At 63.5% G+C, this 24,678-nt stretch carries 26 protein-coding genes; 10 read left to right on the top strand and 16 right to left on the bottom strand.

Going from position 1 to position 24,678, the window contains the following annotated elements:
- Nucleotides 1-75 precede the first annotated feature (75 nt).
- Nucleotides 76-2,916: a hypothetical protein gene (locus R2823_04305; protein MEZ5175409.1), complete on the bottom strand. Its 2,841-nt coding sequence runs from the start codon at nucleotides 2,914-2,916 to the stop codon at nucleotides 76-78.
- Between the two features lie 63 nt (nucleotides 2,917-2,979).
- On the opposite strand from R2823_04305, the gene R2823_04300 reads away from it, so the two are divergent.
- Nucleotides 2,980-3,312: a hypothetical protein gene (locus R2823_04300; GenBank protein ID MEZ5175408.1), complete on the top strand. Its 333-nt coding sequence runs from the start codon at nucleotides 2,980-2,982 to the stop codon at nucleotides 3,310-3,312.
- Nucleotides 3,309-3,755 (top strand): septum formation family protein, encoded by a 447-nt coding sequence (locus R2823_04295; GenBank protein ID MEZ5175407.1) that lies wholly within the window; start codon nucleotides 3,309-3,311, stop codon nucleotides 3,753-3,755. Before R2823_04300 ends, R2823_04295 begins: the two co-directional genes overlap by 4 nt.
- 11 nt (nucleotides 3,756-3,766) lie before the next feature.
- On the opposite strand, the gene R2823_04290 is transcribed toward R2823_04295, so the two are convergent.
- Both R2823_04290 and R2823_04285 read right to left on the bottom strand, forming a co-directional pair.
- Entirely contained in the window at nucleotides 3,767-4,969 is a 1,203-nt protein-coding gene (locus R2823_04290) for an MFS transporter (GenBank protein MEZ5175406.1), read from the bottom strand.
- 64 nt (nucleotides 4,970-5,033) lie between these two features.
- On the bottom strand, nucleotides 5,034-6,065 hold the full coding sequence (locus R2823_04285; protein ID MEZ5175405.1) for a GNAT family N-acetyltransferase: 1,032 nt from the start codon (nucleotides 6,063-6,065) through the stop codon (nucleotides 5,034-5,036).
- 149 nt (nucleotides 6,066-6,214) lie between these two features.
- Between R2823_04285 and R2823_04280 the strand changes: the two genes are divergently transcribed.
- Nucleotides 6,215-8,212: a M13 family metallopeptidase gene (locus R2823_04280; GenBank protein MEZ5175404.1), complete on the top strand. Its 1,998-nt coding sequence runs from the start codon at nucleotides 6,215-6,217 to the stop codon at nucleotides 8,210-8,212.
- A gap of 138 nt (nucleotides 8,213-8,350) precedes the next feature.
- On the opposite strand, the gene R2823_04275 is transcribed toward R2823_04280, so the two are convergent.
- Complete coding sequence (locus tag R2823_04275) at nucleotides 8,351-8,986, bottom strand: NifU family protein (protein MEZ5175403.1); 636 nt, start codon at nucleotides 8,984-8,986, stop codon at nucleotides 8,351-8,353.
- A 54-nt stretch (nucleotides 8,987-9,040) separates the two neighbouring features.
- Here R2823_04275 and R2823_04270 point away from each other — a divergent pair, with 54 nt between their 5' ends.
- Nucleotides 9,041-10,306 carry an ATP-grasp domain-containing protein gene (locus R2823_04270; GenBank protein MEZ5175402.1) on the top strand — a complete coding sequence of 422 codons (1,266 nt, stop codon included), beginning with the start codon at nucleotides 9,041-9,043 and terminating at the stop codon, nucleotides 10,304-10,306.
- Here the strand turns inward: R2823_04270 and R2823_04265 are convergent.
- From R2823_04265 to R2823_04225, 9 genes are all read right to left on the bottom strand, one after another.
- Complete coding sequence (locus R2823_04265; protein ID MEZ5175401.1) at nucleotides 10,273-11,472, bottom strand: cyclopropane-fatty-acyl-phospholipid synthase family protein; 1,200 nt, start codon at nucleotides 11,470-11,472, stop codon at nucleotides 10,273-10,275. The genes R2823_04270 and R2823_04265 overlap by 34 nt on opposite strands.
- A gap of 27 nt (nucleotides 11,473-11,499) precedes the next feature.
- Complete coding sequence (locus R2823_04260) at nucleotides 11,500-11,859, bottom strand: hypothetical protein (GenBank protein ID MEZ5175400.1); 360 nt, start codon at nucleotides 11,857-11,859, stop codon at nucleotides 11,500-11,502.
- Nucleotides 11,860-11,944: 85 nt separating this feature from the next.
- Complete coding sequence (locus R2823_04255; protein MEZ5175399.1) at nucleotides 11,945-12,472, bottom strand: hypothetical protein; 528 nt, start codon at nucleotides 12,470-12,472, stop codon at nucleotides 11,945-11,947.
- 115 nt (nucleotides 12,473-12,587) lie between these two features.
- Nucleotides 12,588-12,890 carry a hypothetical protein gene (locus tag R2823_04250; GenBank protein ID MEZ5175398.1) on the bottom strand — a complete coding sequence of 101 codons (303 nt, stop codon included), beginning with the start codon at nucleotides 12,888-12,890 and terminating at the stop codon, nucleotides 12,588-12,590.
- A gap of 36 nt (nucleotides 12,891-12,926) precedes the next feature.
- On the bottom strand, nucleotides 12,927-13,796 hold the full coding sequence (locus R2823_04245; protein MEZ5175397.1) for a HisA/HisF-related TIM barrel protein: 870 nt from the start codon (nucleotides 13,794-13,796) through the stop codon (nucleotides 12,927-12,929).
- A 99-nt stretch (nucleotides 13,797-13,895) separates the two neighbouring features.
- Nucleotides 13,896-14,120: a translation initiation factor IF-1 gene (gene infA, locus R2823_04240; protein ID MEZ5175396.1), complete on the bottom strand. Its 225-nt coding sequence runs from the start codon at nucleotides 14,118-14,120 to the stop codon at nucleotides 13,896-13,898.
- Nucleotides 14,121-14,790: 670 nt separating this feature from the next.
- Nucleotides 14,791-14,943 (bottom strand): hypothetical protein, encoded by a 153-nt coding sequence (locus R2823_04235; protein MEZ5175395.1) that lies wholly within the window; start codon nucleotides 14,941-14,943, stop codon nucleotides 14,791-14,793.
- A 67-nt stretch (nucleotides 14,944-15,010) separates the two neighbouring features.
- Nucleotides 15,011-16,117, bottom strand: coding sequence for a DUF4214 domain-containing protein (locus tag R2823_04230; GenBank protein ID MEZ5175394.1), 1,107 nt, complete (start codon nucleotides 16,115-16,117; stop codon nucleotides 15,011-15,013).
- Between the two features lie 93 nt (nucleotides 16,118-16,210).
- On the bottom strand, nucleotides 16,211-16,639 hold the full coding sequence (locus R2823_04225; GenBank protein ID MEZ5175393.1) for a hypothetical protein: 429 nt from the start codon (nucleotides 16,637-16,639) through the stop codon (nucleotides 16,211-16,213).
- 157 nt (nucleotides 16,640-16,796) lie between these two features.
- Here R2823_04225 and R2823_04220 point away from each other — a divergent pair, with 157 nt between their 5' ends.
- From R2823_04220 to R2823_04210, 3 genes are all read left to right on the top strand, one after another.
- On the top strand, nucleotides 16,797-17,714 hold the full coding sequence (locus R2823_04220; protein MEZ5175392.1) for a hypothetical protein: 918 nt from the start codon (nucleotides 16,797-16,799) through the stop codon (nucleotides 17,712-17,714).
- 70 nt (nucleotides 17,715-17,784) lie between these two features.
- On the top strand, nucleotides 17,785-19,137 hold the full coding sequence (locus R2823_04215) for a dipeptidase (GenBank protein MEZ5175391.1): 1,353 nt from the start codon (nucleotides 17,785-17,787) through the stop codon (nucleotides 19,135-19,137).
- A gap of 104 nt (nucleotides 19,138-19,241) precedes the next feature.
- A complete protein-coding gene (locus R2823_04210) occupies nucleotides 19,242-20,243 on the top strand; it encodes a hypothetical protein (GenBank protein MEZ5175390.1) in 1,002 nt (333 codons plus the stop codon).
- Between the two features lie 21 nt (nucleotides 20,244-20,264).
- Here R2823_04210 and R2823_04205 read toward each other — a convergent pair whose 3' ends face one another.
- Both R2823_04205 and deoD read right to left on the bottom strand, forming a co-directional pair.
- Nucleotides 20,265-20,852, bottom strand: coding sequence for a DsbA family protein (locus tag R2823_04205; GenBank protein MEZ5175389.1), 588 nt, complete (start codon nucleotides 20,850-20,852; stop codon nucleotides 20,265-20,267).
- Between the two features lie 43 nt (nucleotides 20,853-20,895).
- Nucleotides 20,896-21,618, bottom strand: a complete 723-nt coding sequence (gene deoD / locus R2823_04200) for a purine-nucleoside phosphorylase (protein MEZ5175388.1) — start codon at nucleotides 21,616-21,618, stop codon at nucleotides 20,896-20,898.
- A gap of 226 nt (nucleotides 21,619-21,844) precedes the next feature.
- Here deoD and R2823_04195 point away from each other — a divergent pair, with 226 nt between their 5' ends.
- The 3 genes from R2823_04195 to R2823_04185 are packed head-to-tail and all read left to right on the top strand — an operon-like array spanning nucleotide 21,845 to nucleotide 23,965.
- Nucleotides 21,845-23,080: an FAD/NAD(P)-binding oxidoreductase gene (locus R2823_04195; protein ID MEZ5175387.1), complete on the top strand. Its 1,236-nt coding sequence runs from the start codon at nucleotides 21,845-21,847 to the stop codon at nucleotides 23,078-23,080.
- Between the two features lie 43 nt (nucleotides 23,081-23,123).
- Nucleotides 23,124-23,441 (top strand): TusE/DsrC/DsvC family sulfur relay protein, encoded by a 318-nt coding sequence (locus R2823_04190; GenBank protein MEZ5175386.1) that lies wholly within the window; start codon nucleotides 23,124-23,126, stop codon nucleotides 23,439-23,441.
- 11 nt (nucleotides 23,442-23,452) lie between these two features.
- The gene (locus R2823_04185; GenBank protein ID MEZ5175385.1) at nucleotides 23,453-23,965 is read left to right on the top strand and encodes a DsrE/DsrF/DrsH-like family protein; all 513 of its coding nucleotides are present in this window, start codon (nucleotides 23,453-23,455) and stop codon (nucleotides 23,963-23,965) included.
- A 39-nt stretch (nucleotides 23,966-24,004) separates the two neighbouring features.
- Here the strand turns inward: R2823_04185 and msrA are convergent, their stop codons facing one another.
- On the bottom strand, nucleotides 24,005-24,640 hold the full coding sequence (gene msrA, locus R2823_04180; protein MEZ5175384.1) for a peptide-methionine (S)-S-oxide reductase MsrA: 636 nt from the start codon (nucleotides 24,638-24,640) through the stop codon (nucleotides 24,005-24,007).
- Between the last annotated feature and the right edge of the window lie 38 nt (nucleotides 24,641-24,678).

Here is a 24,678-nt window from a genome sequence, read left to right as displayed (position 1 = left end):
CCGGGTCATAGTAGACGCGGCCGCATCACTCGGACCGTTGTTCCGAGTGGCCGAAGTCCCTATGACGGCGGGCGGTCATGCCGACCCGAGACATGCGTCGAGGGCCCGCTTGGCAGCGTCAGCCTTCGCGCAGGCATCGGTCGCCTTCTGCCTCGCATCGGCCGCAGCCTTGTTGGCGTCGGCGACCTTCGCCTCAGCATCCTTGATCGCCTTTTCCCGTGCTGCCTTGAGGGGTCGGGCATCTTCGACTTTCTGGAGCTCGTCTGCCGCGAAGTCCGCAGGGGGATCCTGACCCCACCGATCCGAGGCCTCCTGGGCCGAGATCTGCTCGGTCTGGTAGTCGACCCAGACCTGCTCCGCCCACATGTTCCGAACATAGAGGTCGCTTCGCGTGATGCGGGTCTCGGGCTTGCCCGCTTCCTGGATCCATGCTTCCTCTCCGCAGAGGGGCGGATACTCCTCGCAGAGATCCTTGAGCGCCTTGGTGGCCTCCTCGAGTGCCTTCTGGGCATCGCGGGCGGCCTGTTCAGCCTTCTGCGACGCGTCCGTCGCTTCGTCACAGGCCTTCTTCGCGGCGTCGTACGCCTTCTGCTGCGGCTCGCAGTTCTTGCCGCCTGCTTGCTCTGCACCAGCGACCGCCGCTCCGGCCGCGGCTCCCGCCATGCCGCCCACTGCTGCACCCGCAGTCGCTACCGCGGCGGTGTCGCCGGCGGCGGCTGCCTTGCCGATGCAGGCGTCGTACGCCTTCTTCGCGGCGGCGGCCTCGTCGCATGCCTTCTTTGCCGCTGCTTCGGCCTTGTCGGCGGCAGCGTCGGCGTCCTGCTCTGCCTGTTTGGCATCCTTGATGGCCTGATCCAGCTTGGGGGTCTTGGCCTTCGCCGCCTCCAAGTCCTTCAGGGTCTGCGTGCGGAATTCATCCGTTGGACCGTTGTTCCAGTCGTCCTGGACATCTTGGGCCGACTTGGTCTTGTTCTTGTACCCGGCCCATGCAGCAGCGTTCCATGCGCGGACGACATGCAGATCGTCCCGGGTGACGGTTCGCCCGCCGGATGACGCTGATGCGGGCGGACCGCACGCTGGCGGGTATTGCTTGCAGTGGTCCTCGCGGTCCTTCTCCGCCTTCTCGCGTGCCTTGGTCGCATCGTCGGCCTTCTGACGCTTGTCCGCGGCGTCCTTCGTTGCCTTGTCACACGCCGCCTTGGCGACCTGCCATGCCTCGTACAGCTCTTTGCACGGGTCCTTCTTGGCTCTGAACAGGAACCACCACAACCCGCCGACGATCGCGAGGATCACGAGGGCGAGGAGGAGCCAGATGAAGAAACCTCCCCCGCCGTCGGCTGGTGTGGAAGTCGCGACGGTGGTCGTCACGCCTCCGGTCGCCGTGTCTTCGGCGGTGGTCGTGGTCGCGGCGGTCGTCGTCGTGGTCGTCGCAGCGGCGACGCGCTCGGCGGTCACGGTCGCCATCTCCTCGAGGAGCGAAGCGTCAGTTCCGTCAAGCACCATGCCCGGATAGACCTGCGTGCCCTCATCGTTGGTGTAGGTGTATTCGATGTCTCCCGCGGTGACATCCCATTGCTCCGAATAGCCCTCGCCCGAGCCTTCGAGCGTGCCTGAATACGAATCGGCGTCTGCGTCATATGTCAGGATTCCGAACTTGAGTTGGTAGGTGCCGAGCTGGATCGCCATCGCGGAGAACTCGTTCGGCTCCCCGACCTCGTCCTCAGTGTCGAGGAGGAGCCCATAGTTGTCCTGGAACCCTGCACTTCCTGTATCGGACTCACCGAACTCGTAGGCGACCGGGTGGAGGGCCGCACCCGGCCATGGATGGTTGATGAAGGTCGTCGGCATCTCGTGGCTGTGCAGCGAAGGAAAGTTCGGGAAGGTGGAGAAGCCCGTCGTGTCGGGTTGGAAGGGGTTGTCCGACGGGGTGATGAATCCGCCGATCCTCGATCCGGTGCTGTCGATGATCTCGTCGTTCGGAATGATCTGCATGAATCCGCCGGGGAACCAGACCGAGCTTGCTCGGCTTCCTTCCGGCTGGAAGCTCGATCCGTTGGACCGCAGCCATTGGGTGGGTTGGATCACGCCATCGACACATCGGCTCACATGGGCCTGGCGCAGGTCGGTGAAGACATCGTTCGGCGCGAAGTCGGCGGGTGTCCAGCCCTGTTGCCCCATGATGGCGTCACCGGAGAAGAACTCAACAATGGTTCCGTTGCAGTAGCCGTTGGGAAGCGGTTCGCCAAAGACGGCTCCTCGTATGGTGAGCGGCTGATCCATTGGAGTGGGCACGCCGCCAGCCGGTGGTACGAGAATCGCGCCATCCACCTCGAATGGCTCACCCTGACCGAACATCGGGCCGAAGTCAGGTGGCAAGTCGATGTCGAAGAACACATCGAAGAAGGAATCCACGGTGAAAGGGGCGCCTTGATCGAGCGGTGGAATCCAACCCTGCTGGAGCGGCAGGTCGACGAGCTCGGTCGTCACCGCCCCATTGTCCGCGTTGGAGATCAGGATCTCGGTGCCCATCGGGGCGAAGTGGGTGTACCGCTGCCCGGGGAAGACCTGGAACTCGATCGTCGAGGCGATCCTGACCTGGTCCTGCATGTCCATCGGGAGCTGGCTCGGACCGCCGAACGGCGACAGGACATCGACATCATCGGGGTCGGTGACCTCCACATTCGGGCCGGTCACCTGGGCGTCACGGAACGCACGGATCAGCTTGGCGAGCTCGGACGGTTCCTTCGACTGCGCCGAGGCTCCACCCACCGACGCGACCATGGTGGCAACCAACACCACCAGCATGACAAACCGCTTGTGCATCCGCTTCTCCTCCCCGAGACTCGCGTCGAGCGCGTTCGAACCTGCCCCAATGTACACGGTGGCCGGCCGGTCGTGCTGATGCGAACGGCTCATGCCTCATTGCCTCTACTGATTCCGCTCGCGGTAGCGTTGGGCTCCCAAGCGAATGGTCAACACATGTCGGACGCCATGAACATGCCAGATGGGAAGGACCTGATGCGCGGCATGGGATGGGAGTCGCTCCCGTTCTCATGTCTTGGACTGGTCAGACGCACGGGTGAAACCAAAGGCAACAGCATCTGGTCGTGGCTCATCCTCATCCCATGGGCGTCGGACGGCAAGCCGTGGATCGACGGGACCGAGATCGTTCCAGCGACGACCAAGTCCATCCCGCAGGAGCGTGAGCACATCCTCGCGAGGATGCGTGACATCCTCGACGAGCGCTATGGTGAAACGGTCGCCCATCGCGCGGTGGACGACTTCATTGCCGAGATCCTGGACAACCCATGACCGCTCACCTTCGACAGACGATCGGCTTCGCTGTAGTGGCGGTGGCACTCGTCACCTCGGCCTGTTCGGGCAATGTCTTCAGCCTCGCGGTCGGCGACTGCTTCGATGACTGGGAAGGGGCACTCTCGGATGCCACTTCGGAGGTGACCGATGTCGACCGCGTCGACTGCGACGATCCGCACGACAACGAGGTCTACGCCGTTGTTGCAATGGACGATGGCTCATTCCCCGGGGACGCCGCAGTGCAGTCCGAGGTCATCGAGGTGTGCAGCGTGCGGTTCGACACCTTCGTCGGGATCCCCTATGAGGACTCAAGGCTCGACTTCGGAGCCCTGTTTCCGCTCGCGGAGTCGTGGAGCGCCGGGGACCGCGACATCACCTGTTTCGTCTACGACATCGAGTTCCTCAAACTCACCGGAACGATGCGCAACGCACAGATCTGAGCCCGACCACTTCACCGGCGCGCCGCGGCACGGTCATTCGCGTATGACGACACGGACAGCTCGTTGAAGACACCAGCGAGCGCCGTTGCAACGACCAGAGCCACGAGCGGTAGGGTGTAGCTGCCGAGAGCGTCCCTCGCGACACCGATCAGGGTTGGCGCAATTCCGCCGGCGACCGCAGCAGCCGACCACTGCTTTCCCATCACCGAGCCGTAGTCGGCTCCTCCGTACCAGCCGTGCATGATGACGGGACGCAGCGGGAGGATGAACCCGAAGAAGAGCCCGAAGGCGACGAAGTAGGCGATCATGACGATCTCGGGCGAGCCGACGATGGCGAGAACAATCGCCACCACGAGGCCACCCACCCCCAAGGTGAGGATTGTGGTGGGGCGAATGCGCTCAGCGATGCGAGGCGCGAGATATCGGCCAGGAAAGGTGAGAACCCCCGAGATCCCGGCGAGAAGCGCAACGAAACCGACATCGAAGCCCTGCTCTTCGAAGATCGCGACGCGGTGGAACAGCATCGAGTTCATCGAGGCGAACAGCAAGACGACGGACAAGGATTGAAGCCCGAGCCTGCGGTCGGCGACAAACCTGCGCCAGGTCGCCTTCGGGATCGGAGCGTCACGGTGCACGATCGGTTTGTCGTCGGGCAGAAACGCGAGCGCGACGACCAACCCGGTCACGACCAACACGATCGCATAGCCGATCGTGGTCGATCGCCACCCGAAGTGCTCCACGGCGTAGCCCGTGACGGGCAGAAACACCGGCCCGGCGAGCCCGCCGATGACGGTGAGCAACGCGATCGCGCGGTTGCGGTGATTGTCCCCGACCCACAACCCCACGGCCACGAACGCAGGCTCGTACAGGCTCATCGCTTGCGCAGGGCCCAGCAACAACCAGAACGCACCGATGACCTGCCACGGGACCTGCGCGATCCCGACGAGAATCAGACCGCAGAAGCCGAGCACCGCACCGAGGATCGTGATCCCGCGCACGGAGTGGTGGTCAGCCCAGCGCCCGACGCGGGGAGCAGCAACGCCGGCGATGACGACGGACCCACCGAAGGCCAGCGACAGGAGCCCGATGGAGAAGTCCCCACCTGCCGCGTTCTCGGTGAGGAGGACCGACATCGCGTACAGCTCGATGCCGAACGCCACGAACACGAACAGGGAAAGGGCAACGACCGAAGAGCGCGGGTAGCGATCAGGCACGGGCGTCAGCGTAGGCCATCATCCCGATGTCAACGCGAACAGGAGTCCGTCATCGCGATGGCGCCTACCGCCGAGTCAGGTACGCAGCGATGACATCGGTGCTTGCCTGGTAGTCGAGCACCGTGTTGCGCTTCTCGAAACCGATCTCGTGATTGATGCCGAGCATCGCATCGTTGGAATGTGCGTTCTCGGTTTTGATCCGCACCGCGTCCGGCCAGCGTTCGACACCGCGCAGGATCGCAGCAGCCTTGATCCATTTCCCAAGGGCGTACCCTCGGTGGTCGCGGTGAACCACCGTCAATGCTGTCTGCATGGTGTGGGGATCCGAGAACCGATAGATGAGCTCACTGAAACCGACCAACTCACCACTTTCGATATGCCTTGGAACCGCGGTGATGAACTCCAAGACGCCTTCCGCGTTCGCCACCCACTCGCGAATCGTGTCCGCGGTTGTCTCGAGAGGATCGAATTCGAGGTCTTCCATCGGCATGTCCTCTTCGGCGATCCGCACGAGGCGTGCCAGCGCGTCGTAGCTCTCCGGCGGGTACGCATCGTCCCACACGAGCACCTCGTATCCCGGCGCCCGACTCGGCCCCTCGCCGCGCCAACGCTCAAGCATCGGCAAGTCGAGCGCGTCGATATCGACGAAGTTGATGTCTTCGCGCATACCGATATCGGCCCCGATCCGCTCGGCGAACAACGCACCGTCAGGCATCGACGCGAAGGTTTCGGCGGTCATCTTGGACCGACCGCTGTCGACGGCGAACTCGTGCGCCCTCGCGAGAAGTGCCCGCGCGATGCCCCTCCGCCTCGCATCCGGACGAACCAAGAGCACCAGCCACTGGAGATGCTCGTTGGAACCATCGACGAAGTGCGACGCTACGGCGAGACCGTTTGCAAGCCCGACATCGTCGATCGTCACGAAGTGCCTCGTGTCGATGCTCGACCGGTTGATACTCGACCGGTAGTCGGCCCCCGTGATGTGGCTCCGCTGCGGATTGAGCTCATCCCACACCGTGTTGTACACGGGCAGCATCATGTCGAGATCGGCATCACTCGTGAGCGGGAAGATCTCGCGGATTGTGCTATTGCTCATGGGCTCTTCGATTGACAAACCGCCAGCCTATCGAACCACGGCGCCCGAATGCCCAATGACGCACAGTTCGGTGGGATGCCGCGAGCTCCGGGCGCCGGTCCGCGGCGGTGCTCGACACCATCGCCCTATCGTCACGGGCTGATAGGAGGATGACCATCGAGCACCAACCCATGATTCCCACTGTTTCACCCGACGACCCGGTCTTCGATCCGAACGACATGGATCTGACCGCCACACCCGCCACCGACTTCTGGCGATGGGCGAACGGGGGGTGGCTCGATCGGAATCCGGTACCGCCCGACTATCCGGCATGGGGCGCATTTCACGAGCTTCACACTCGCAACGAAGCAATCATCCACGGCATCCTCGAAGAGGTGGCTGCCGCCGAACCAGCGCAGGGCTCAATCGAGCAGAAGGTCGGTGACTTCTACCGCTCCGGCATGAACACCGATGCCATCGAGGCAGCAGACCTTGGGCCCATCAAGGGTTGGCTCGACCAGATCGGGTCCATCGGGACCGTTGACGATCTGAAGCAGGTGTTCACCGATCTGATCAGGATCGGCGCGGGGGTCGGCTGGGACTGGCATGTGGAGCCAGACAGGGCCGATTCGAGTGCCAATCTCCTGTACATCGGCCAGGGGGGCCTCAGCCTCCCCGACCGGGACTACTACCTGCGCGACGATAGCCAGTCGACCAGCCTCGCGTCCGCGTATCGGGACCATGTCGCAGCGATGTTCGAGCTGCTCGGCCGGTCAGCGAACGACGCTGCGACCGCAGCAGAGACGATCTGGGGCCTCGAATCGCGGATGGCCGAAGCGTCGAACACCGCCGTTGAACAGCGCGATGTCGAGGCCACAACCAACAAGCTCACCCGAAGCGAACTCGGCGACCTCGCCCCGACGGTAGGCCTCACCGGCTGGCTCGACGCGATCGGTGCCGGGAACGAGTCGGCGGCCAACATCGACAACCCCGGTTTCTTCTCGACATTTGACGCCATGTTCAAGGAGGTCCCCATCGCTGACTGGCGGATCTACTGCACATGGCATCTCGTCAAGTCGACCGCGTCGGCGCTCCCGGAGCGGTTCGAGGATGAGGCCTTCAGCTTCTGGGGGGTCAAAGTATCCGGTCAGAAGGAACAGCGTGCACGGTGGAAACGAGTGGTGGGGGCAGCCGGTGGGAGCATCGGCCAGTTGGTGTCCCAGCTCTATGTGCGCGACCACTTCCCGCCCTCGGCAAAGGAGCGGGTGGAGGACATGGTTCGTCGCCTCCTTGTCGAAATGCGGTCCAGTATCGAGACGGTCGATTGGATGACCGACGACACCAAGCAACAAGCCATCGCCAAGCTGTCCGGGTTCGGCTACAAGATCGGCTACCCGGATGAGTGGAGGGACTACTCGGCACTGACGATCCACCCGGACCGGTGGCTCGGGAACCGCCTTGCAGCGAGGGCGTTCGAGTCCGATCGCAACATCGCGATGCTCGGGAAGCCGATCGACCCGAACGAATGGCTGATGCCGCCGCATGTCGTCAACGCCTACTACTGGCCGGAGCGCAACGAGATCGTCTTTCCCGCAGGCATCCTCCAGCCTCCCTTCTTCGTCGCCGATGCCGACGATGCCGTCAACCTCGGCGGAATCGGAGCGGTGATCGGTCACGAGATCACCCACGGATTCGACGACAAGGGTTCCCTGTTCGACGCCGATGGTCTCCTCCGAAACTGGTGGACCGCTGAAGACCGCACCGAGTTCGAGGCAAGGGCGAAGGTCATCTCCGATCAGTTCGCGGCGTACGAGATCGAAGAGGGGCTCAACATCAACGGTCCATTGACGCTCGGGGAGAACATCGCGGATCTCGCGGGTGTGACCCTTGCGCTCGCAGTCCTCGACAAGCTCATCGCCGAAGGGGGCGCCGCCGAGGTGGCGGGCCTGACCCCCGCACAGCGCTTCTTCCTCTCATACGCCCGGATCTGGCGTACCAACCTGACTCCGGAGTACACGAGGCTCCTTGTCAACTCGGACCCGCACGCACCGCCACGATTCCGGGTCATCGGTCCGCTGTCGAACATGACCGCGTTCGCGGCGGCGTTCGATCTTCCCGATGACTCCCCAATGATGCGCCCCCCGCAGGCAAGGGCCAAGGTCTGGTAGAAGCCAGAGTCCAGAGCCCAGATACCAGAGCCCAGATACCAGAGCCCAGAAGCCAGAACCCAGAGCCCAGAACCCAGAGTCCAGATACCAGAGCCCAGAGCCCAGAACCCAGAACCCAGATGGTCTGTTGTCTGATATCTACTTCTTTGCCTGCTCGTAGTACGGGTTCTCGCCTTGGGCGTGGTCGGTCACATCGATGACTTTGGCAATCTCGGGAACCAACTCGACGATCGTCGCCTCGATGCCTTGGGACAAGGTCACGCTTGCCATTCCACACCCGACACAGCCGCCGCCGAGACGCACATACGCCGTTGCATCCTCCACCGCCACCAGCTCGGCGCGACCGCCATGTGAGGCAATCGACGGATTGATCGCCTCCGCCAGCACCTTTGCAACCTTTTCCGCGACCGAGCCGGTGAGGTCTCCCTGCACCATCCCCGTCGCAATCGCCGGACTCGGCGTGTTCGGATTCTCGATCGTGAGGCCCGGCTTGAGGAGGTTCTTCGACTTGGTGAGGATGGCACCTTGGAGGTTCGCGGCATCCTCTTCGGCGACGATCACCGGGAGGGAACCATCGTCGTGGACGAGGTCGGTGTCGAGAGCGGAATCGACGCGCATGAAAGCGGTCCCGTAGGTGAACGCCCCGTCGTCCACCCCGCTGATCGAAATGACAAGCCCGAGATCAGCAGCATCCCCCTCGCGAGCGCGCACTTCGAGCAGCATCGGAAGAACGGACTCATCAACCGAAACGATCGGCTCTTCGATCAGGGGCATCGCTTCATGGTACGGCGCGAAACCATCGAACCGGAACGGGTGCATGATGCTGCCATGGATCGTGTCGTGATCGTCGCAAGCTGCGAGAGCTACCGCATCGGGGACTTCATCGCCGCAGCCCGCTCCCTCCGTGTCACGCCGGTGGTCGCCACCGACGCGGCATCGCCATTCGCAGCGGAAAAGGCACGCTCGATCGTCGTCGACCTCGACGACCCCGAAACAGCAGCTGCCGAGATCAAGGATTCCGTACCCCACGCAAGGGCGGTCGTTCCCGTCGATGATCAGGGCGTTCGCGTGGCGGCCGCGGCAGCCGGAGCTCTCGGTCTCCCGACCAATCCGGCACACGCCGTTGCGGCAACAAGGGACAAATTGGCCATGCGCACCCTGCTCGGCGCCGCAGGAATCCGCCAGCCGCGATTTGCCAGCGTTGCCGAGGGAACCCTTGGTGGGGTGGCCGACACCTTGGGCTACCCGATCGTTGTCAAGCCGACATCGCTCGCTGCATCGAGAGGCGTCATCCGGTTGGACACACCGAAGCTCGCAGGAGCAACCGAAGCACGAGTCCGTTCGATTGCCGTCGATGCGGGCATGGAGCGAGAAGCGCCGCTCATCGCCGAGGAGTACATCGGTGGGCACGAGATGGCAATCGAGGGCATCCTTATCGACGGAACCCTCGAGGTGCTTGCCCTCCTCGACAAGCCGGTACCCCTCAGAGGCCCCTATTTCGAAGAGACAATGTTCGTTTCCCCGTCGACGCAGCCAGAAGCCGTGACGAAACGAACGGTCGACACGGTGACTCGGGCCATCGCCGCCATCGGGCTGGTCACCGGTCCTGTCCATGCCGAAGTGCGCATCGACGAAGGAGGGGCGGTGTTCGTGATTGAGATCGCCGCCCGGTCCATCGGCGGCCTGTGCGGACGCTCGTTGACCTTCGGTTTGCTCGGAGAGTCACTCGAAAGCGTGGTCCTGCGAAGCGCCCTCGGCCGGGCGTCACACACCGATGAGCAGACCAGTCCGGCAACGGGCGTCCTGATGCTCCCGATCCCCGCAGCGGGGCTCCTCACCGGTGTCGAAGGTGTCGACGAGGCGCTCACCATCGACGGCATCGACAGCATCGAGATCACCATTCCGGATGGCAGGACCGTCGTTCCGCTCCCGGAAGGGGACCGGTACCTCGGGTTCGTGTTCGCAACCGGCCCGAGCCCGAGCGCGGTACGACACAGCCTCGCCGCGGCGTCACTTTCGATCCACCCGGTGATCGACGGCGAGCATGTCACGAGCGAAGGTCAGTCCGCTGCGGGGCGCTCCAGCAGGATCTGATAGCCGTCGATTCGTCCCGTGCGGAATCCCGCCTCGCAGTAGGCGAGGTAGTACCGCCACATGCGGTGGAAAGCCTCGTCGAAGCCCCGGTCCTCGGAAACCAAGCGCGGCCACGCTTCGTCGAATCGCTTCGCCCAACAATGCAGGGTCCGTGCATAGTCCAATCCATGGCTCTGCGCCGAGACCCAAGCGAGACCGGCATCTGCGACCAGCCCTTGGAGTACCTCAAGGGATGGCAGGGCGCCACCAGGAAAGATGTAGGTCTTGATGAAGTCGGTGTGGCTGATGAGCCCCTCATAGAACCGCTCGTCGATCGTGATCGCCTGCATCGCTGCCTTGCCACCCGGAGGGATGGCACGCGAAATGGCGTGGAACAGCGGCGGCCACAGCGTCTCGTCGACCGATTCGATCATCTCGATCGAGACCGCCTTGTCGTACATCCCTCGCTCGTCGCGGAAGTCCTTGAGCCTGATCTCGGTGCGATCCGAGACCCCTGCCCGTTCGAGGCGTTTGTTGGCGTACGAAGCCTGCTCGGTCGACAGCGTCAGGCCCGTCACATGGGCACCGTGGTTGCTCGCGGCATACTCGGCGAAGCCGCCCCAGCCACATCCGATCTCAAGGACCCGGTCACCGGGGACGAGCTCCAACAAGGCACAGAGACGCTCGTACTTCCGGTTCTGGGCAGCAGCAAGCGGTTCTTCGTCGCTGTCGAACAATGCAGACGAGTAGGTCATGGTCTCGTCGAGCCACTGCTCGTAGAAGTCGTTCCCGAGGTTGTAGTGGTCACCGATCTCTCGGATGGCGTCGCTTCGCATCCGGTGCGGGCGCCGATCCCAGAACCCGCGGAGGCGATCCACCCATCCCCCTCGGCGTCGTCGCGTCGCCCGTTCGTCGAGATTCCTTGCACCCACCTCGAGAAATGTCGGTAGATCCTCCGTCTCCCAGATCCCGTCGAAGTACGCCGCGGCGAGTCCCACCGATCCCTTGCCGACAAGGGCACGCAGAAAGCCCGTCTCGTCGTGGATCGTGACGGTTCCGTGCGGGCCGAGATGCGTTCCGTGGACCTGCTCGGTTGTCCCGTTGGACCATGTCACATCGAGACTTCCGATCGTGATCCGTCCAACAACACGCCGCAACACCTGCCGTGCAATCGAACCAGTCCTCATTCGCACGGAGCCTCCTCAGACACGAGACTATGTGATCGTCACGGAGATATCGCGATCGGGCCGAATCTCGATTCGGTACCGCCAATCCAGCCAACGGCGCCCAAAGGCCATCGAGGTTTCGATGTCGCCGGCAACGGATTCGTCCCTGAGGATGCTGCGTTGTCGAACCTCGCGCCACCGCCCCCTCACCGGCTCCGTGTCATCGATCTCGACGGTGATGGATCGTGGCAGTACCGTCCCGACATTCCGCACGATGCTGGTCCATTCACCCGCGGAGCATGCCCTCGTATCCGCCACCTTCGCGCCGCCGCTGACGATGGCGACCGTGGGAACCAGCACGGCGACCACGACAACGACAGCGACGATCACGATGATCGTGACGATCACGGCGTGCCCCCGTCCCGCGGGGCTCGCTCAGGTCGCATGATCCGTACAGGACAAGGGGACTCCCTCTCCCCGTGACCGTCCCTGGCTATGCCGGTGTCCCCGGAATGGCTGACTCGTCTGGTCGTGCGATCAAGGCGAGAACACCGCCGATTGCCGCAAGGGCACCGCCGATGATGAGCATGACCCACCCGAGCCCGATCGATACCGTGTAAGCCTGGTCGAGCTGGCCCTGCGCCGCCATCCCCGCGAAGGCCTCCGCGAGGTCGTTCGCGTCGTCGATCGCCGACTTGGTCGCGAACCCGCCGACCACGATCACGACGACGCCCAACACGACCATGATCAGACCGTTCATCCGTGACAAGGCTTCCCTGACCGGCGGAACGAAGCACAGCCCCAGAATTGCGACAAGCGCGATTGCAAGGATGATGGCTGCCCAAGGCTTGTCGTCCCAGATCCCGGTCCAGACATTGGAGAACTCGGCCGGTATGGCCCCACCGGTGGCTTCGTTCAAACTCGGCATCAAAGCTTCGGCTGCCGAACTCGCGGCTTTCAGGAACAACCCGACGGCTGTCACGATCACGCCGACAAGGGCAACGATCCTCGAATAATGCACGGTCTTCCTCCCGTTGGCTACGGTCGAAGCGTAGGAATCACGGGCGCAGGATTCAAGCCTGCCGGGCTGCCGTTGAGTGAATGAGGTTCAGCGGCTCCCCCAGCCTCCGAGCGGTCTACGCGGTCGCCGAATCGGTACCGTACGCCGCCGCTTCGTCATCGGTCGTGGCGTCCTCGGCGGCGTCGGCCGCAGAAGGGGTTGCCCGGGAAGTGCGCCGAACCCCGGCGATGGCTGCCTCTTGAATCGTTGCGAGCTGCTCATCGCCGACCCGCCCTTCCAGCTTCGAGGCCAGATAGGCACGGATCTCGTCGTCGCTCATGGCTTCGAGCCGCTTGCGGGCGAGGATCGATGCAACCGCCCCGGCGACGATACCTGCGAGCACCACCAGTAGCAGGAACTTGAACAGCTTCTTCATCATCACTCCAGTCTCGAAAGGCGTTGTTTGCGGTCGCGATCAGTTCGCGGACAGCCAGCTGATGAACTCCGAAAGTGTACGGAGGGCTTCGGGGTCTTCCACCGAGTCGGCGTAGGCAACGGCCGCGGTGTCGAGTTCAGCCCTCGTCCACGGCCCGAATGCGGGACCGGACCCGTCGGCCTTGAGGGCCTCGGCGAGCTCCTCCACCGTGAAACGCCCAGCGGTCACCTCGCGTCCGACAACGAGACCTGCAAGCTTCTTTCCGTTCGCCGTGATCGACAACAACCGGGCGACATCGTCGAGGTCTCGGACACCCCCCGCGGCGATGACCGGCTCATCGACCATGCGGACCGCCATCTCGAGCACATCGAAGTAGGGGGGCTCCTGCAGGGCGTCTCTGCCAACCTCGGTGATCATGAACCCTGCGGCTCCACCAGCTGACAGGTTGATCAGCGACTCCTCGAGGTACTCACCGGTTCCTTCTGTCCAGCCGTGGATGAGGATCTCGGTGTCGGGCTTGACATCGAGGGACACGACGATCCGATGTGGGTATTTTCGGTTGAGCTCCCAGAACAAAACCTGGTCCACGATGGCGAGCGTGCCGATGACAACCCTCCAAGCTCCCATGCCGAGCACCCGCTTGATTTCGCGCTCGGATCGGATACCGCCACCAACCTGGACGGGAACATCAACCGCCTTGATGATGTCGGCGATCAGCTCCCGGTTCTTGTAGTCACCGAACGCCGCAGCGTTGAGATCAGCGACATGGAGGCGGTCTGCGCCCTTCGCGATCCAGCCCCTCGCACGGTTGACGGGATCGTCGTCGAGGGGAATCGCCTCGGCGATATCGCCGTGTGGCAACCGCACGGCCATGCCGTCGAGAATGTTGACGCGCGCGTACAGATCCATACCATCAACCTATCAGATCCTGGGGGTGACAATGGAGGCGAAACGGCTCAAGGCCCGCATTGTCTGCCTCGCTCGAGGATCGTGGCAAGTGGCTTGCGACTAGCGGTACCGCCACACGATGCGCCCCATGGTCGGGTCATACGCCGAAACATCCACCTCGACCGAATCGCCCGGAATGATGCGGATCATGCGTCCCTTGCGCATCTTGCCGGATGCCCGAGCTGTGACCTCGTGGCCTGTCTCGAGTTTGACGCGAAAGGTTGCGTTCGGGAGGGTCTCAACCACGACACCCTTTGCCCTGAAATAGTCATCTTTGCCAGCGATGGGTGTACTCCAATCGTTCGACCCGCCGTGTGCCCACGGACACCGACCCTCGGGCCGTATCTGGGCTTCAGCGTACTGCGTCCGTACCGGTTCCGGCACATCGGTGCCGCTGAAACCTGAGCGCACGCTGCCCAACCGCGGTGCTCTCGTCCGGTAGCTTGCGTGTGGATGCGCAACCGGCTCACGGTACGCGGCGGTCCCGTCGAGTCATCGCACCCACCATGGTCGGCCCGCCGACATGACTCCTTCGTGAGGGCCGAATCGGTGTGCGGACACGGAACGGTGTTGAGTGTCGACGGTCTCCGCCGATCGACGGCGGGGACGAACGCTTCGTCCGGTCGCGGTCAGCGCAGGTGCACGACCGCTGAATGATGCGCCCGACCCACGGAACTGCCTATAGATAGGGCCCGAAACACCCGATACTGAGAGGAGGTGGGAGGCCGGCGAGGCAATTGTTCTCAGAACAAGGTGATCCGACCAACCAAGCCAGTCACCCACCCTCTCCAAGCACGAAGCCCCTGCCGCCCGGGGGCTTCGTCGCGTCAGCCGTACCGCGTCAGGCGTACCCAGGGTTCCAGTTCAACGAAAAGGTACTTCCTCGTCCACAGAAGCAGCCGTACCGTGGGCCACAGTTGACCTTTCAGTTGAACTGGAACCCTGGGTACGCGGATTAGTGGTGCTTGTCAGCCTTGGGCGTGACGATCCAGGTTGCCACCGCGGCGATCAGCATTACGGCCACGAGCATGGCGTAAGCAACGGTTGCGAGGTCGTCGCCTGGGGGTTCGACCGGGTGTGCTTCCGTTGCGAGTATCAGCGAGAACATGGTGACGAGAATACTCGGGTGGCGCACCCAAGCCGCCATCAGGACACCGGCGCCAACACCACGCCGGTCACGGGATGACGATCACCCTCGTTCCGATGGTTGCCCACTCGAAGACTGCCTTGGCATCGTCCCACATCTGGCGGACACAACCGCCGGAGCGGTGCGTACCGAGCTGGGCAGGGGTCTGCATAGGAACATCCCCTGGCCGAACAGGGATGGAGTGGAAGCCGTACGGCCACTCACCGCGGGCGAACCTGACCATGTACTCCATGGTGATGCCATCGTGTGGCGCCCACGCATACCGCGACATCGAATACACGCGGTAGCGTCCGACGCCCGGAATCCCTCGTCGGCCGGACACCTGATGCGTCTTGTACAGCTCCCCCGTATCGTCGATCAGCCAGATGCGCTGTCCACCGTTCGTGTAGATGATCCGGCGACCCGAGCCCACATCCGGATAGGGCAGAATCGGCTTCTGGGGAGCGACCGTTCCGGTGCGCAACACATACTCCCCGGACTCGGTCACCTGCACAACGGCGTTGCCCCGATGGATGTCACCGGATTCGATTCGATCGCCGATCGATCGGATCGTGTCGGAGCCAGCCGGCCTCCCCAACACCTTGTCGTACAGCACCGCGACGAGCTCCTCGTCCGACAGGACCCCGAATCGGTTCACGAACTCTCTCGAATGCGTGAAGGCTTCAGCGATGGTCACCAGCGGAAGGCCATTCCAGTAGCGACCGGCCCAGTACTCGAGCTCAAGGCTCGACGGCTTCCGGTCCATGAGCCCACAAAAGAGCCTCACGATCGAATCCGACACGGGCCGATCCGCGCGTTCTGGACCCTCGAAGACCGGCAGATCCCCGCGCTGCAACGCATCGGAACCGCCAAGGATCGTTGCCTGCGGATTCGTCTGGGCCGATATCCACAAGGCGGTCTCCCCTGGATAGCGAATCAGGGCGAGGGGGTTGTCGGCTGCGTCGGGGTCGTCATGATTGAAGGCCACATCTTCTTCCACGGCACCCGTTGGTGTGAGCGAGGCCCTCACGGCATTCGCGCCGGCCGATGTGACGCACGCCGACCCGTCTTCCGCTGCACCGACGGGTGACGCGACTCCCACCACAGCAGTGGCAAGCGCGACGAGAACCAGGACGGTGCGGTACGGCATCGACATCATCCGCAACGGTAGTACGAACCGGTCCGGATCCCAGCCACCAACTCACGGCACCACACACCTGCGTCCGAAACCACGAGGTCACCGCGGGATTCAGAGGCCTCGACGCTCGACTTCGCGGGCGATCGCATCGTCGCTGAAGGCAAGCAACGACGGATCCCACGGTCGGGCCTCGATCGGCGCGTCGTTCGCCTCGGCAAGGAGTTCGACGATCGGATCACGAAGCGTTCTCGCCCACGCCCTGCCTTTCGCCGCTGCGATGGGAGTGACCGTCGCGTCGGCGTTGACCCGCATCACGGATGCTTCGATCTGTGGGTTCACCCGTGAACCCCGCTCCCCATAGGCGAGGATGACCGAACCGATCGGGACATCCTGGATACCCCCGGTCGCGATGAAGTCCCCGTCGAACGCCCACCCGGTTGCGAGGCTCTCATCGACACCGGTGACGATCTTCGCCCAGTTCTTGCGCCGTTCATCGCCAACGATGGGAACCTCGACAGCGACCAGAATGGGTTCCTCCATCCCATCATCGTACCCCCGGTCGCGCGTCGGGAACAGGTGAGCTGCGCAGCACAAGTGTGCAAGTGCCCCGCCTGAGTGGGGCACTAGTCCGTTTGCTTGCCCAAGAACCCTCCTCGGGTCAGCACCCGCCCCGGTCGATGCTTGCAGTGGAGGATCGATGACAAGCGACCGGACGCACGCGATCGCAGCGAGCACCATCATCGGCAGTCTGATGGCGTTGATCATCGGTCTCGTCGCGGGCTCCTCCGACCTCGGTGCACAGGTGGCGCTGATGGCGATCCTGCTCGTCGTCGCTGCTGGCGGATCCTTCATCGGCGTGCTGTTGCATCAAGCTGGCCAACTGAAGCGTGACAACACCGCGCTGACCCGAGCCGCCACCACCGCGCGTGCGGCGGAGGCGGACCTGCGCACACAGCTGCGGTTTCCCGCGAGGGACGCCATCGCGAGCATCGTGTCCCTCTCGGATCAGCTCCTGACAGCCTCCGACCGGTGCGACGAGGCCGCAAGGACCAAGCTGCGGGCCATTCGCCACAGCGCCTCCGAGGTCGAACAGACCCTGGATTGCCTTGCGACCGACACGGCACGCAAACCTGTGGCGACGCCAGCACTCAACACGGTCGTTCTCCTCGATGAGGAGCTCGCGACCATCACGGCTTCCAACAAGGACCCCAATCGCCTGATCTTCGACCTCGACGAGGCGCGTGCGTTGGGTGATCCCGCCAAGGTGCGTCAGATTCTGCGCACCCTCGTCAATCTCTCGACCCAGAGCGAGGGTGCGCAGCTGACGCTTCAGACAATCCAGCGCGGGCCGTCTGCAACGGTCACGATGTCAGGGAAAGGTGCGATCCTGCCGTTGGCCGCCCGCGCCGGGTTGTCTGAGGAGCCATGGCTCGCCGCATACGACGACGGAATGTATGAGGCAGCGAGGACCGCACTCGGGAGTGCGCGGTCGATGAACGGCTCCGTTTCGTATGTGCAGGCGTTCGGAGTGTCGCATGTCCTGTTCACCCTCCCAGCACCCCAGATACCAGAAGCGCAGCGAGCAACCCGGGCGTCGGTAGAGCTCTCCGCATAGCCCTCGGCGGGCGTCCGATGGTGGTGTCGCGGTCGCCCACACGATCATGCCGAGCGGGTACGCTCGGCGCATGCATGACGACATCACTTCGGCGGTTGCCGCCGACTTCCCCCGCACCTGTGCAGAACTCGATGCGATGGTGCGCATCCCCTCCGTGAGCGCCGACGGCTTCGATGCCACTCCCGTTCGCCGATCCGCGCAGTTCGTCGCCGATTTGCTCACGGACGCTGGCATGGACGAGGTCCGGCTGCTCGAAATCGATGGTGCCCACCCAGCCGTCTACGGCGTCAAGCACGGACCCGACGGTTCGCCGACCGTTCTCTTGTATGCACATCACGATGTGCAACCGCCCGGTCCGGACCGCCTCTGGGACACCGACCCGTTCACCCCAACCGAGGTCAACGGTCGGCTCTACGGTCGCGGAACCTCAGATGACAAGTGTGGCGTGGCGATCCATCTGTCGACACTGCGGGTGCTCGGACCGGATCTTCCGGTCACCGTCAAGGTCTTCATCGAGGGCGAGGAAGAAGTGGGTTCGACGCATCTCGGCGCGTTCCTCGATGCCTATGCCGAACTCATCGCTTCCGACGCGATCGTGATCGCCGACGCAGGCAACTGGCGCGTCGGCACACCGGCGCTCGCGACCTCCCTGCGTGGCCTCGTCGACTGTACGGTCACCGTGCGCACGCTGTCCCACGGCGTCCACTCGGGCACCTTCGGGGGCATCTACCCCGATGCCCTCATGGTGCTGGCAAGGACGCTGGCGCGACTCCACCACGACGACGGATCGGTCGCCGTTGCCGGGCTCGTTCACGGCGACGCCGACCCCCTCGACTTCACCATCGAAGAAGCTGACGAACAGACCCTGCCGGTCGACGGACTGCACCAGATCGGCGCCGGATCCCTCACCGCGCGGACCTGGATGCAGCCCTCGATCTCGGTCCTCGCGATCGATGCCGTGCCGATCGCCGAGGCAATCAACCAGATCGTTCCCGAAGCCAGCGCAAAGGTGAGCATGAGAATCCCACCTGGTCAGGACGCAGACGAAGCCATGCACGCCCTCGCTACCCATATCACCGAAAGCGTCCCGTGGGGTGCCGAGGTCACCGTCACCCCCGGCGCCGTGGGAGATGCGTTCGCACTTGACACGACCGGAGCCATGTACGACGCATACCGGACCGGCATGAGGGTCGGATACGGAACCGACGCCCTCGAGGTCGGGGTCGGTGGTTCAATTCCGTTTGTCGCGGCCTTCGCTGACCGCTACCCAAACGCGGCGATCCTGCTGGTTGGAGCCTCCGATCCAACGAGTCGGTACCACGGACCGAACGAGAGCGTCGACCTCGCCGATCTCGAACACGCGATCGTCGCCCAGGCTGTCGCACTTCGAGCGTTCGGGAGCGCCGCCGCGTCTCGTCGCTGAACAGGTCGCCACACCACCACATGCCTCCGGGCATCAACCGTCGGATTCTGGTGCGGCGCGACCCCAAGTCGGCCCCATGTCGTTCGTGGCGATACCCTCCGGCGATGCGTCGCTCCAGTATCGCCCTGATCGTCATCGCCGCCCTCACGATCGCCGTTGTGGTGCTCGTGCGCGCCAACGATGACACCCCAGGGCTTTCGGCTTCACCTACGACGATGACGCCGATCACCGCCGCCGGAACCACGACAACGACCGCCACGACAACCACGACCTTTCCGCAAGGAATCGTGGTTCCAGCCGGATCAACGGTGTGTGAGCTGTACGGTGAGGTGACCGCCGAAGGGACGATCGGGAATCCCGCGCTTGTCGAGGCGTCAGGCCTTGCCGTGAGCCGCACGACCGAAGGGGTCTTGTGGTCCCACAACGATTCCCGCGACGGGCCGCGGCTGTATGCGTTCGGAATCGACGGGACCGATCTCGGGATCTTCGATCTGCCGGGGAGCTTCGCCTTCGACTGGGAGGACATGGCGGCGGGGCCCGACGCCGACGGTGAAGGCAGCTTCCTGTATGTCGGGGACATCGGCGACAACTTCGATATCCGCGACGGCATCGTGGCGCTCCACCGCGTCGAGGACCTCGATCCAACCAGCCTCGACGGTCGGTTCCCGAGTTCGGAGCCGCTCGCATTCGAGTACCCCGACGGTGTCCATAACGCCGAAGCGTTCTTCATCGATCCCATTGATCCCGCCGTGTACATCATCACCAAAGACAGGGAGGAGGCAAGGGTGTACCGCGGAGCCCTCCGGGTCGGGGAACCGCGCACGGTTCTCGAACCTGTGATCACGCTGCGCCTTGGGGCCGAGGTGTCGGGTGCCGACATGAGCCCCGACGGTTCCCTCATCGCGATGCGTGGCTACCGCACTGTTTGGATGTGGCATCGCGCTCGTGGCAGCACGGTGGCCGACACCCTCTCGCGTGAGCCGTGTGAAGCACCGAGCCCCGACGAACGGCAAGGAGAGGCGATCACCATCGACGCAGACCACACCTACTTCACCGTCAGCGAAGGTGCAACACCGGTGATCTACGCCGTACGGATCAAGGAATAGTCAGCGGCCTCGGTGGAGCGCTTACATCGGAAGTCGGGTTCGCTTGAACTCGTTGAGGTTGGCCCATCCGACCATGTCGAGCACCCGCTCGATGTCAGCCCGGTTGTGACGCTCCATCAACCGCACGAACACCGCCTCGCCATTACCGATGAAGGTAGGAACGCCGAAGACTGCGTGGGACGCGACCAGATCGTTGTGCTCCGCCGCGAGGGTTCTTGCGGGTTCGCCTGATGCGACTCGGGCCGCTACAGCATCCCCGTCAAGACCGACAGAAGCGGCGAGCTCTCGAAGAACGGACTCGTCGCCGATCTCCGAAAGGGTGTCGTGCTTGGCGGTGTAGACGGCGTGGTGAAACAGATGGAAGGCCTCCGAGAACGAGTCCCGCACCGCGAGGGACCACAGCAGCGCTCGCACACCTCGACATGACGGATCGTCGAGGTCACGCTCCCACGTCGGCACCGCACCATCCTCGAGATGGTTCTGCGAAAGCGAGAACGGCCGAAAGGTCACCTGCCACGGTGCTCCGTCGTCGAGCGCCTCGAGCACCGCTTCGTTTGCGATCCGTGCGAACGGACACAGGTAATCGTAGGTGATATCGAACCTGGCCACAGGACTCCTTTGTACCGAACGATAGGGTCGGTGCGAAGCGACCCTATCCGGGCTGTGCGTCGGCAACGAGAGCGTCGAGTGCGACGAGCACCATCTCGTCGAAGGATCGCTCCCGCTCATCCGGCGTGGTCTCGTCCGCGGTAACGAGGTGGTCCGACACGGTGAGGACGGCAAGCGCGCGCACCCCCTCTTCGGCGGCAATCGCGTACAACCCTGCGGCCTCCATCTCGACAGCGAGGATGCCCATCCGCTGCCATGTCGAAAGGGCATCGGCGACGGGGTTGTAGAAACTGTCCGAGGTGTGGACATTGCCCACATGCACACGCTGGCTCCTCGCGGCCGCTGCTCCCACGGCGGCGTTGAGAAGGCCGTAGTCCGCGGTCGCAGCGAAGTCCCAACCCGAGTACCTGAGGCGGTTCACGCACGAATCGGTTCCGGCCCCGATCGCGAGCACGACCGAGCGGAGCCCGACCTCGGGTGCGATGCCCCCGCATGATCCGACCCGGATAAGTCGCTTGGCCCCGTAGGTGCGAATCAGCTCGGTGATATAGATCGACGCTGACGGCACACCCATCCCCGTGCCCATGACGGATACCGGCATTCCCCGATACGAGCCGGTGTATCCGAGCATGTTGCGTATCGCGGTCACCTCGCGGGCATCGTCGAGGAACGAATCTGCGATGTACCTCGCACGAAGGGGGTCGCCGGGGAGCAGCACGGCTTCGGCGAATGCGCCGTCTGGTGCTGCGATGTGGGGTGTCGGCATGAGAGAAGAGACCTCCGTGTGTGCGACACACCTTACGGTGCGAGGGCTCGATCCGGGAACTCGATATTCGGCACACAACGCACACTGACACGACCGGATGGTGTCGTCGAATGGTCTTGGGACGGGACAGGAGGTAGATCGCGACCGAAAACCATGGGTTCCCTGCTCTTGTGAAATACTTCACAAAGTGCTATCCTCGCGTTGCATGGCAGAAAGGGATGGCAGCGTGCAGCGGATACTCATCTTGGGCGCAGGTACGGCAGGGACGATGGCCGCCAACCTCCTCCGTAAGGAGCTCGCGCCGACCTATCCGATCACGGTGGTGGATCAGGATCCTGTCCACTACTACCAACCCGGGTTCCTGTTCATTCCGTTCGGGACCTACGACGCTGCTGATGTGGTCAGGCCGACAGCGGACTTCCTCCGCGACGGAATCGACTATGTGAGCGGTGCTGTCGAAGCCCTCGATCCCAACAGCGGCACTGTCACCCTCGCCGACGGCCGTGTCCTCGGCTACGACCAGCTGATCATCGCTACCGGCACCCACCCGACACTGAGTGAAACCCCCGGCCTCGATTCCACCGAATACGGTCGGACGATCCACGATTTCTACCGTCTCGACAGCGCGGTGGCACTTCGTGATGCCCTCTCGGAGTTCTCGGAAGGTCGTCTCGTGGTCAACCTCATCGAGATGCCGATCAAGTGCCCGGTGGCACCGCTCGAATTCGCCTTCCTCGCCGACGCCCACTTCACCGACCTTGGTGTCAGGGACAAGGTCGACATCGTGTATGTCACCCCGATGAGCAGCGTCTTCACCAAGCCGGTCGCTTCCGAACAGCTGGGCGACATGTTCGAACAACGGGGGATCGACCTTGAGCCCGACTTCTACCTCGAGCGGATCGACCCACAAGCACGGCAGCTCATCTCGTACGACGAGCGCGTCGTTCCGTACGACCTCCTTGTGACGGTCCCCATCAACATGGGGGCGCCGTTTGTCGGCGACGCAGGCATCGGTGATGAACTCAACCATGTGCGCGTCGATCCAGGGACCTTCCAGTCCACCGATCATCCGAACATCTTCGCAATCGGTGACGCTGCGAGCCTCCCCACATCCAAGGCCGGGTCAGTTGCGCATTTTGCGATGGAAACCTTCATCCCCAACTTCGTCGACCATCTCCTTGGCCTTCCGCTGACCCACGAATTCGACGGGCACGCCAACTGCTACATCGAGACCGGTCACGACAAGGCGATGCTCATCGACTTCAACTACAAGACCCAACCCCTTCCTGGGAAGTATCCGGTGCCGGGGATCGGTCCGTTCTCCCTTCTCGAGGAGTCGAGGGTGAACCATCTCGGAAAGCTCGCCTTCCGCTGGATGTACTGGCATCTGCTGCTCCCCGGACGACACCTTCCCGTCTCGAGCGAGATGTCGATGGCGGGAAAGGTGACAGAACCATCGTGAGCGCCATACCAATGACCGCCACCGACACACATGGAGGTTCCCAATGCCAATCACCGCAATAGCGGACCGCGAGGTTCACATCGACGCCGAGGGATTCATGACCGAGTACGACGAGTGGGACGAGACGCTTGCGCGAGAGCTCGCAGCCCAGATCGGAATCGATGAACTCACCGATCGGCACTGGGCGGTCCTGCAGTTCCTCCGGGAGGACTACGCGGAGCGCGGCGAGACCCCGACCCTGCGCCGGGTCTCGACGGTCGGGGCCGTACCGACCAAGGAACTGTTCACCCTGTTCCCGAAGAAGCCGGCCCGGAAGATGGCGTATGTCGCCGGACTTCCCAAGCCGGTCGGCTGCATCTGAAAGGAGGATGCATGACCACCACTGAAACTGCCGCGGTCACCATTCCGGACTTCGGCGATGACGACGAGGGTCGCAAGATCGCGTTCGTGTGCTCCAAGGGGACGCTCGACATGGCATACCCCGCGCTGATCATGGCTTCGGGAGCGCTTGAACAAGGTGTCGAGACACACATCTTCTTCACCTTCTGGGGCATGGACATGATCAACAAGGAGACCATGGGTCATCTCAAGTTCACGCCTGTCGGCAATACGGCAACGCACATGCCGATGGCGCTCACGCCACTCCCCGGCGTGACCGCGATGGCAACGAGCCGGATGCGCAAGCAGATGGAGGCCCTCGATATCCCCGATGTGCCAGCGTTCTTGCGGCACCTGTCCGACATGGGGTGCCACCTGTGGGCATGCAAGATGTCCGTGGACATGTTCGACCTTGACGAGGAGGACATGATCGACGAGCTCGACGGGATCCTGAATGTGAGCGACTTCATCGAGATCATCGACGGCGCTCAAACGATGTTCATCTAGCCACAGCACCGCGGCGCCCGCAACGAAGCCAGCGTGCGATCAGGTCGCCGGGTACGCGATCTGACAGAAGCCGTGGTTGCAGTAGCCCCCAGGGTTCTTGGCGAGGTACTGCTGGTGGTACTCCTCGGCGTAGTAGAACGGCCCCGCCTGTTCGATCTCGGTGGTGATGGTCCCGAAACCGGAATCGCGCAGCCCGGCCTGATAGGCATCGCGTGAAGCCTCAGCGGCGGCCTGCTGGTCCGGTGTCGTCCAGTAGATGGCGGACCGGTACTGGGTTCCTCTGTCGTTCCCCTGCCGGTTGAGCGTCGTCGGATCGTGCTGCTCCCAGAAGTGCTTCAACAGGAGCTCGAGTGGTGTCTCGGCCGGGTCGTAGACAACCCGGACCACCTCGGCGTGCCCGGTTCTCCCCGAGCAGACCTCCTCATAGGTCGGGTTCGGGGTCGAACCGCCCTGGTAGCCGACAGCGGTCGTGACGACTCCCGGGAGCTGCCAGAAGATGCGTTCAGCTCCCCAAAAGCACCCCATGCCGAACGAGATCACCTCGGTTCCATCAGGGAAGGGTGGAACCATCGACGACTCGTCGACGAAGTGGATTCCGCTGATCGGAACAGGGTCCTTCCTCCCTTCGAGAGCTGATTCGGATTGGGGCGTGCTGTGCGACTTCCGTGGGAACATGTCAGTACAACACCGTAGTGCCCATCCGAGTTCCCGGA

This window comes from Acidimicrobiia bacterium (genome assembly GCA_041393965.1).
Lineage (GTDB): Bacteria > Actinomycetota > Acidimicrobiia > Spongiisociales > UBA5794 > UBA5794.
Note: the sequence above shows the minus strand (reverse complement) of the source record. Positions and strands in the feature narration are given on the sequence as shown.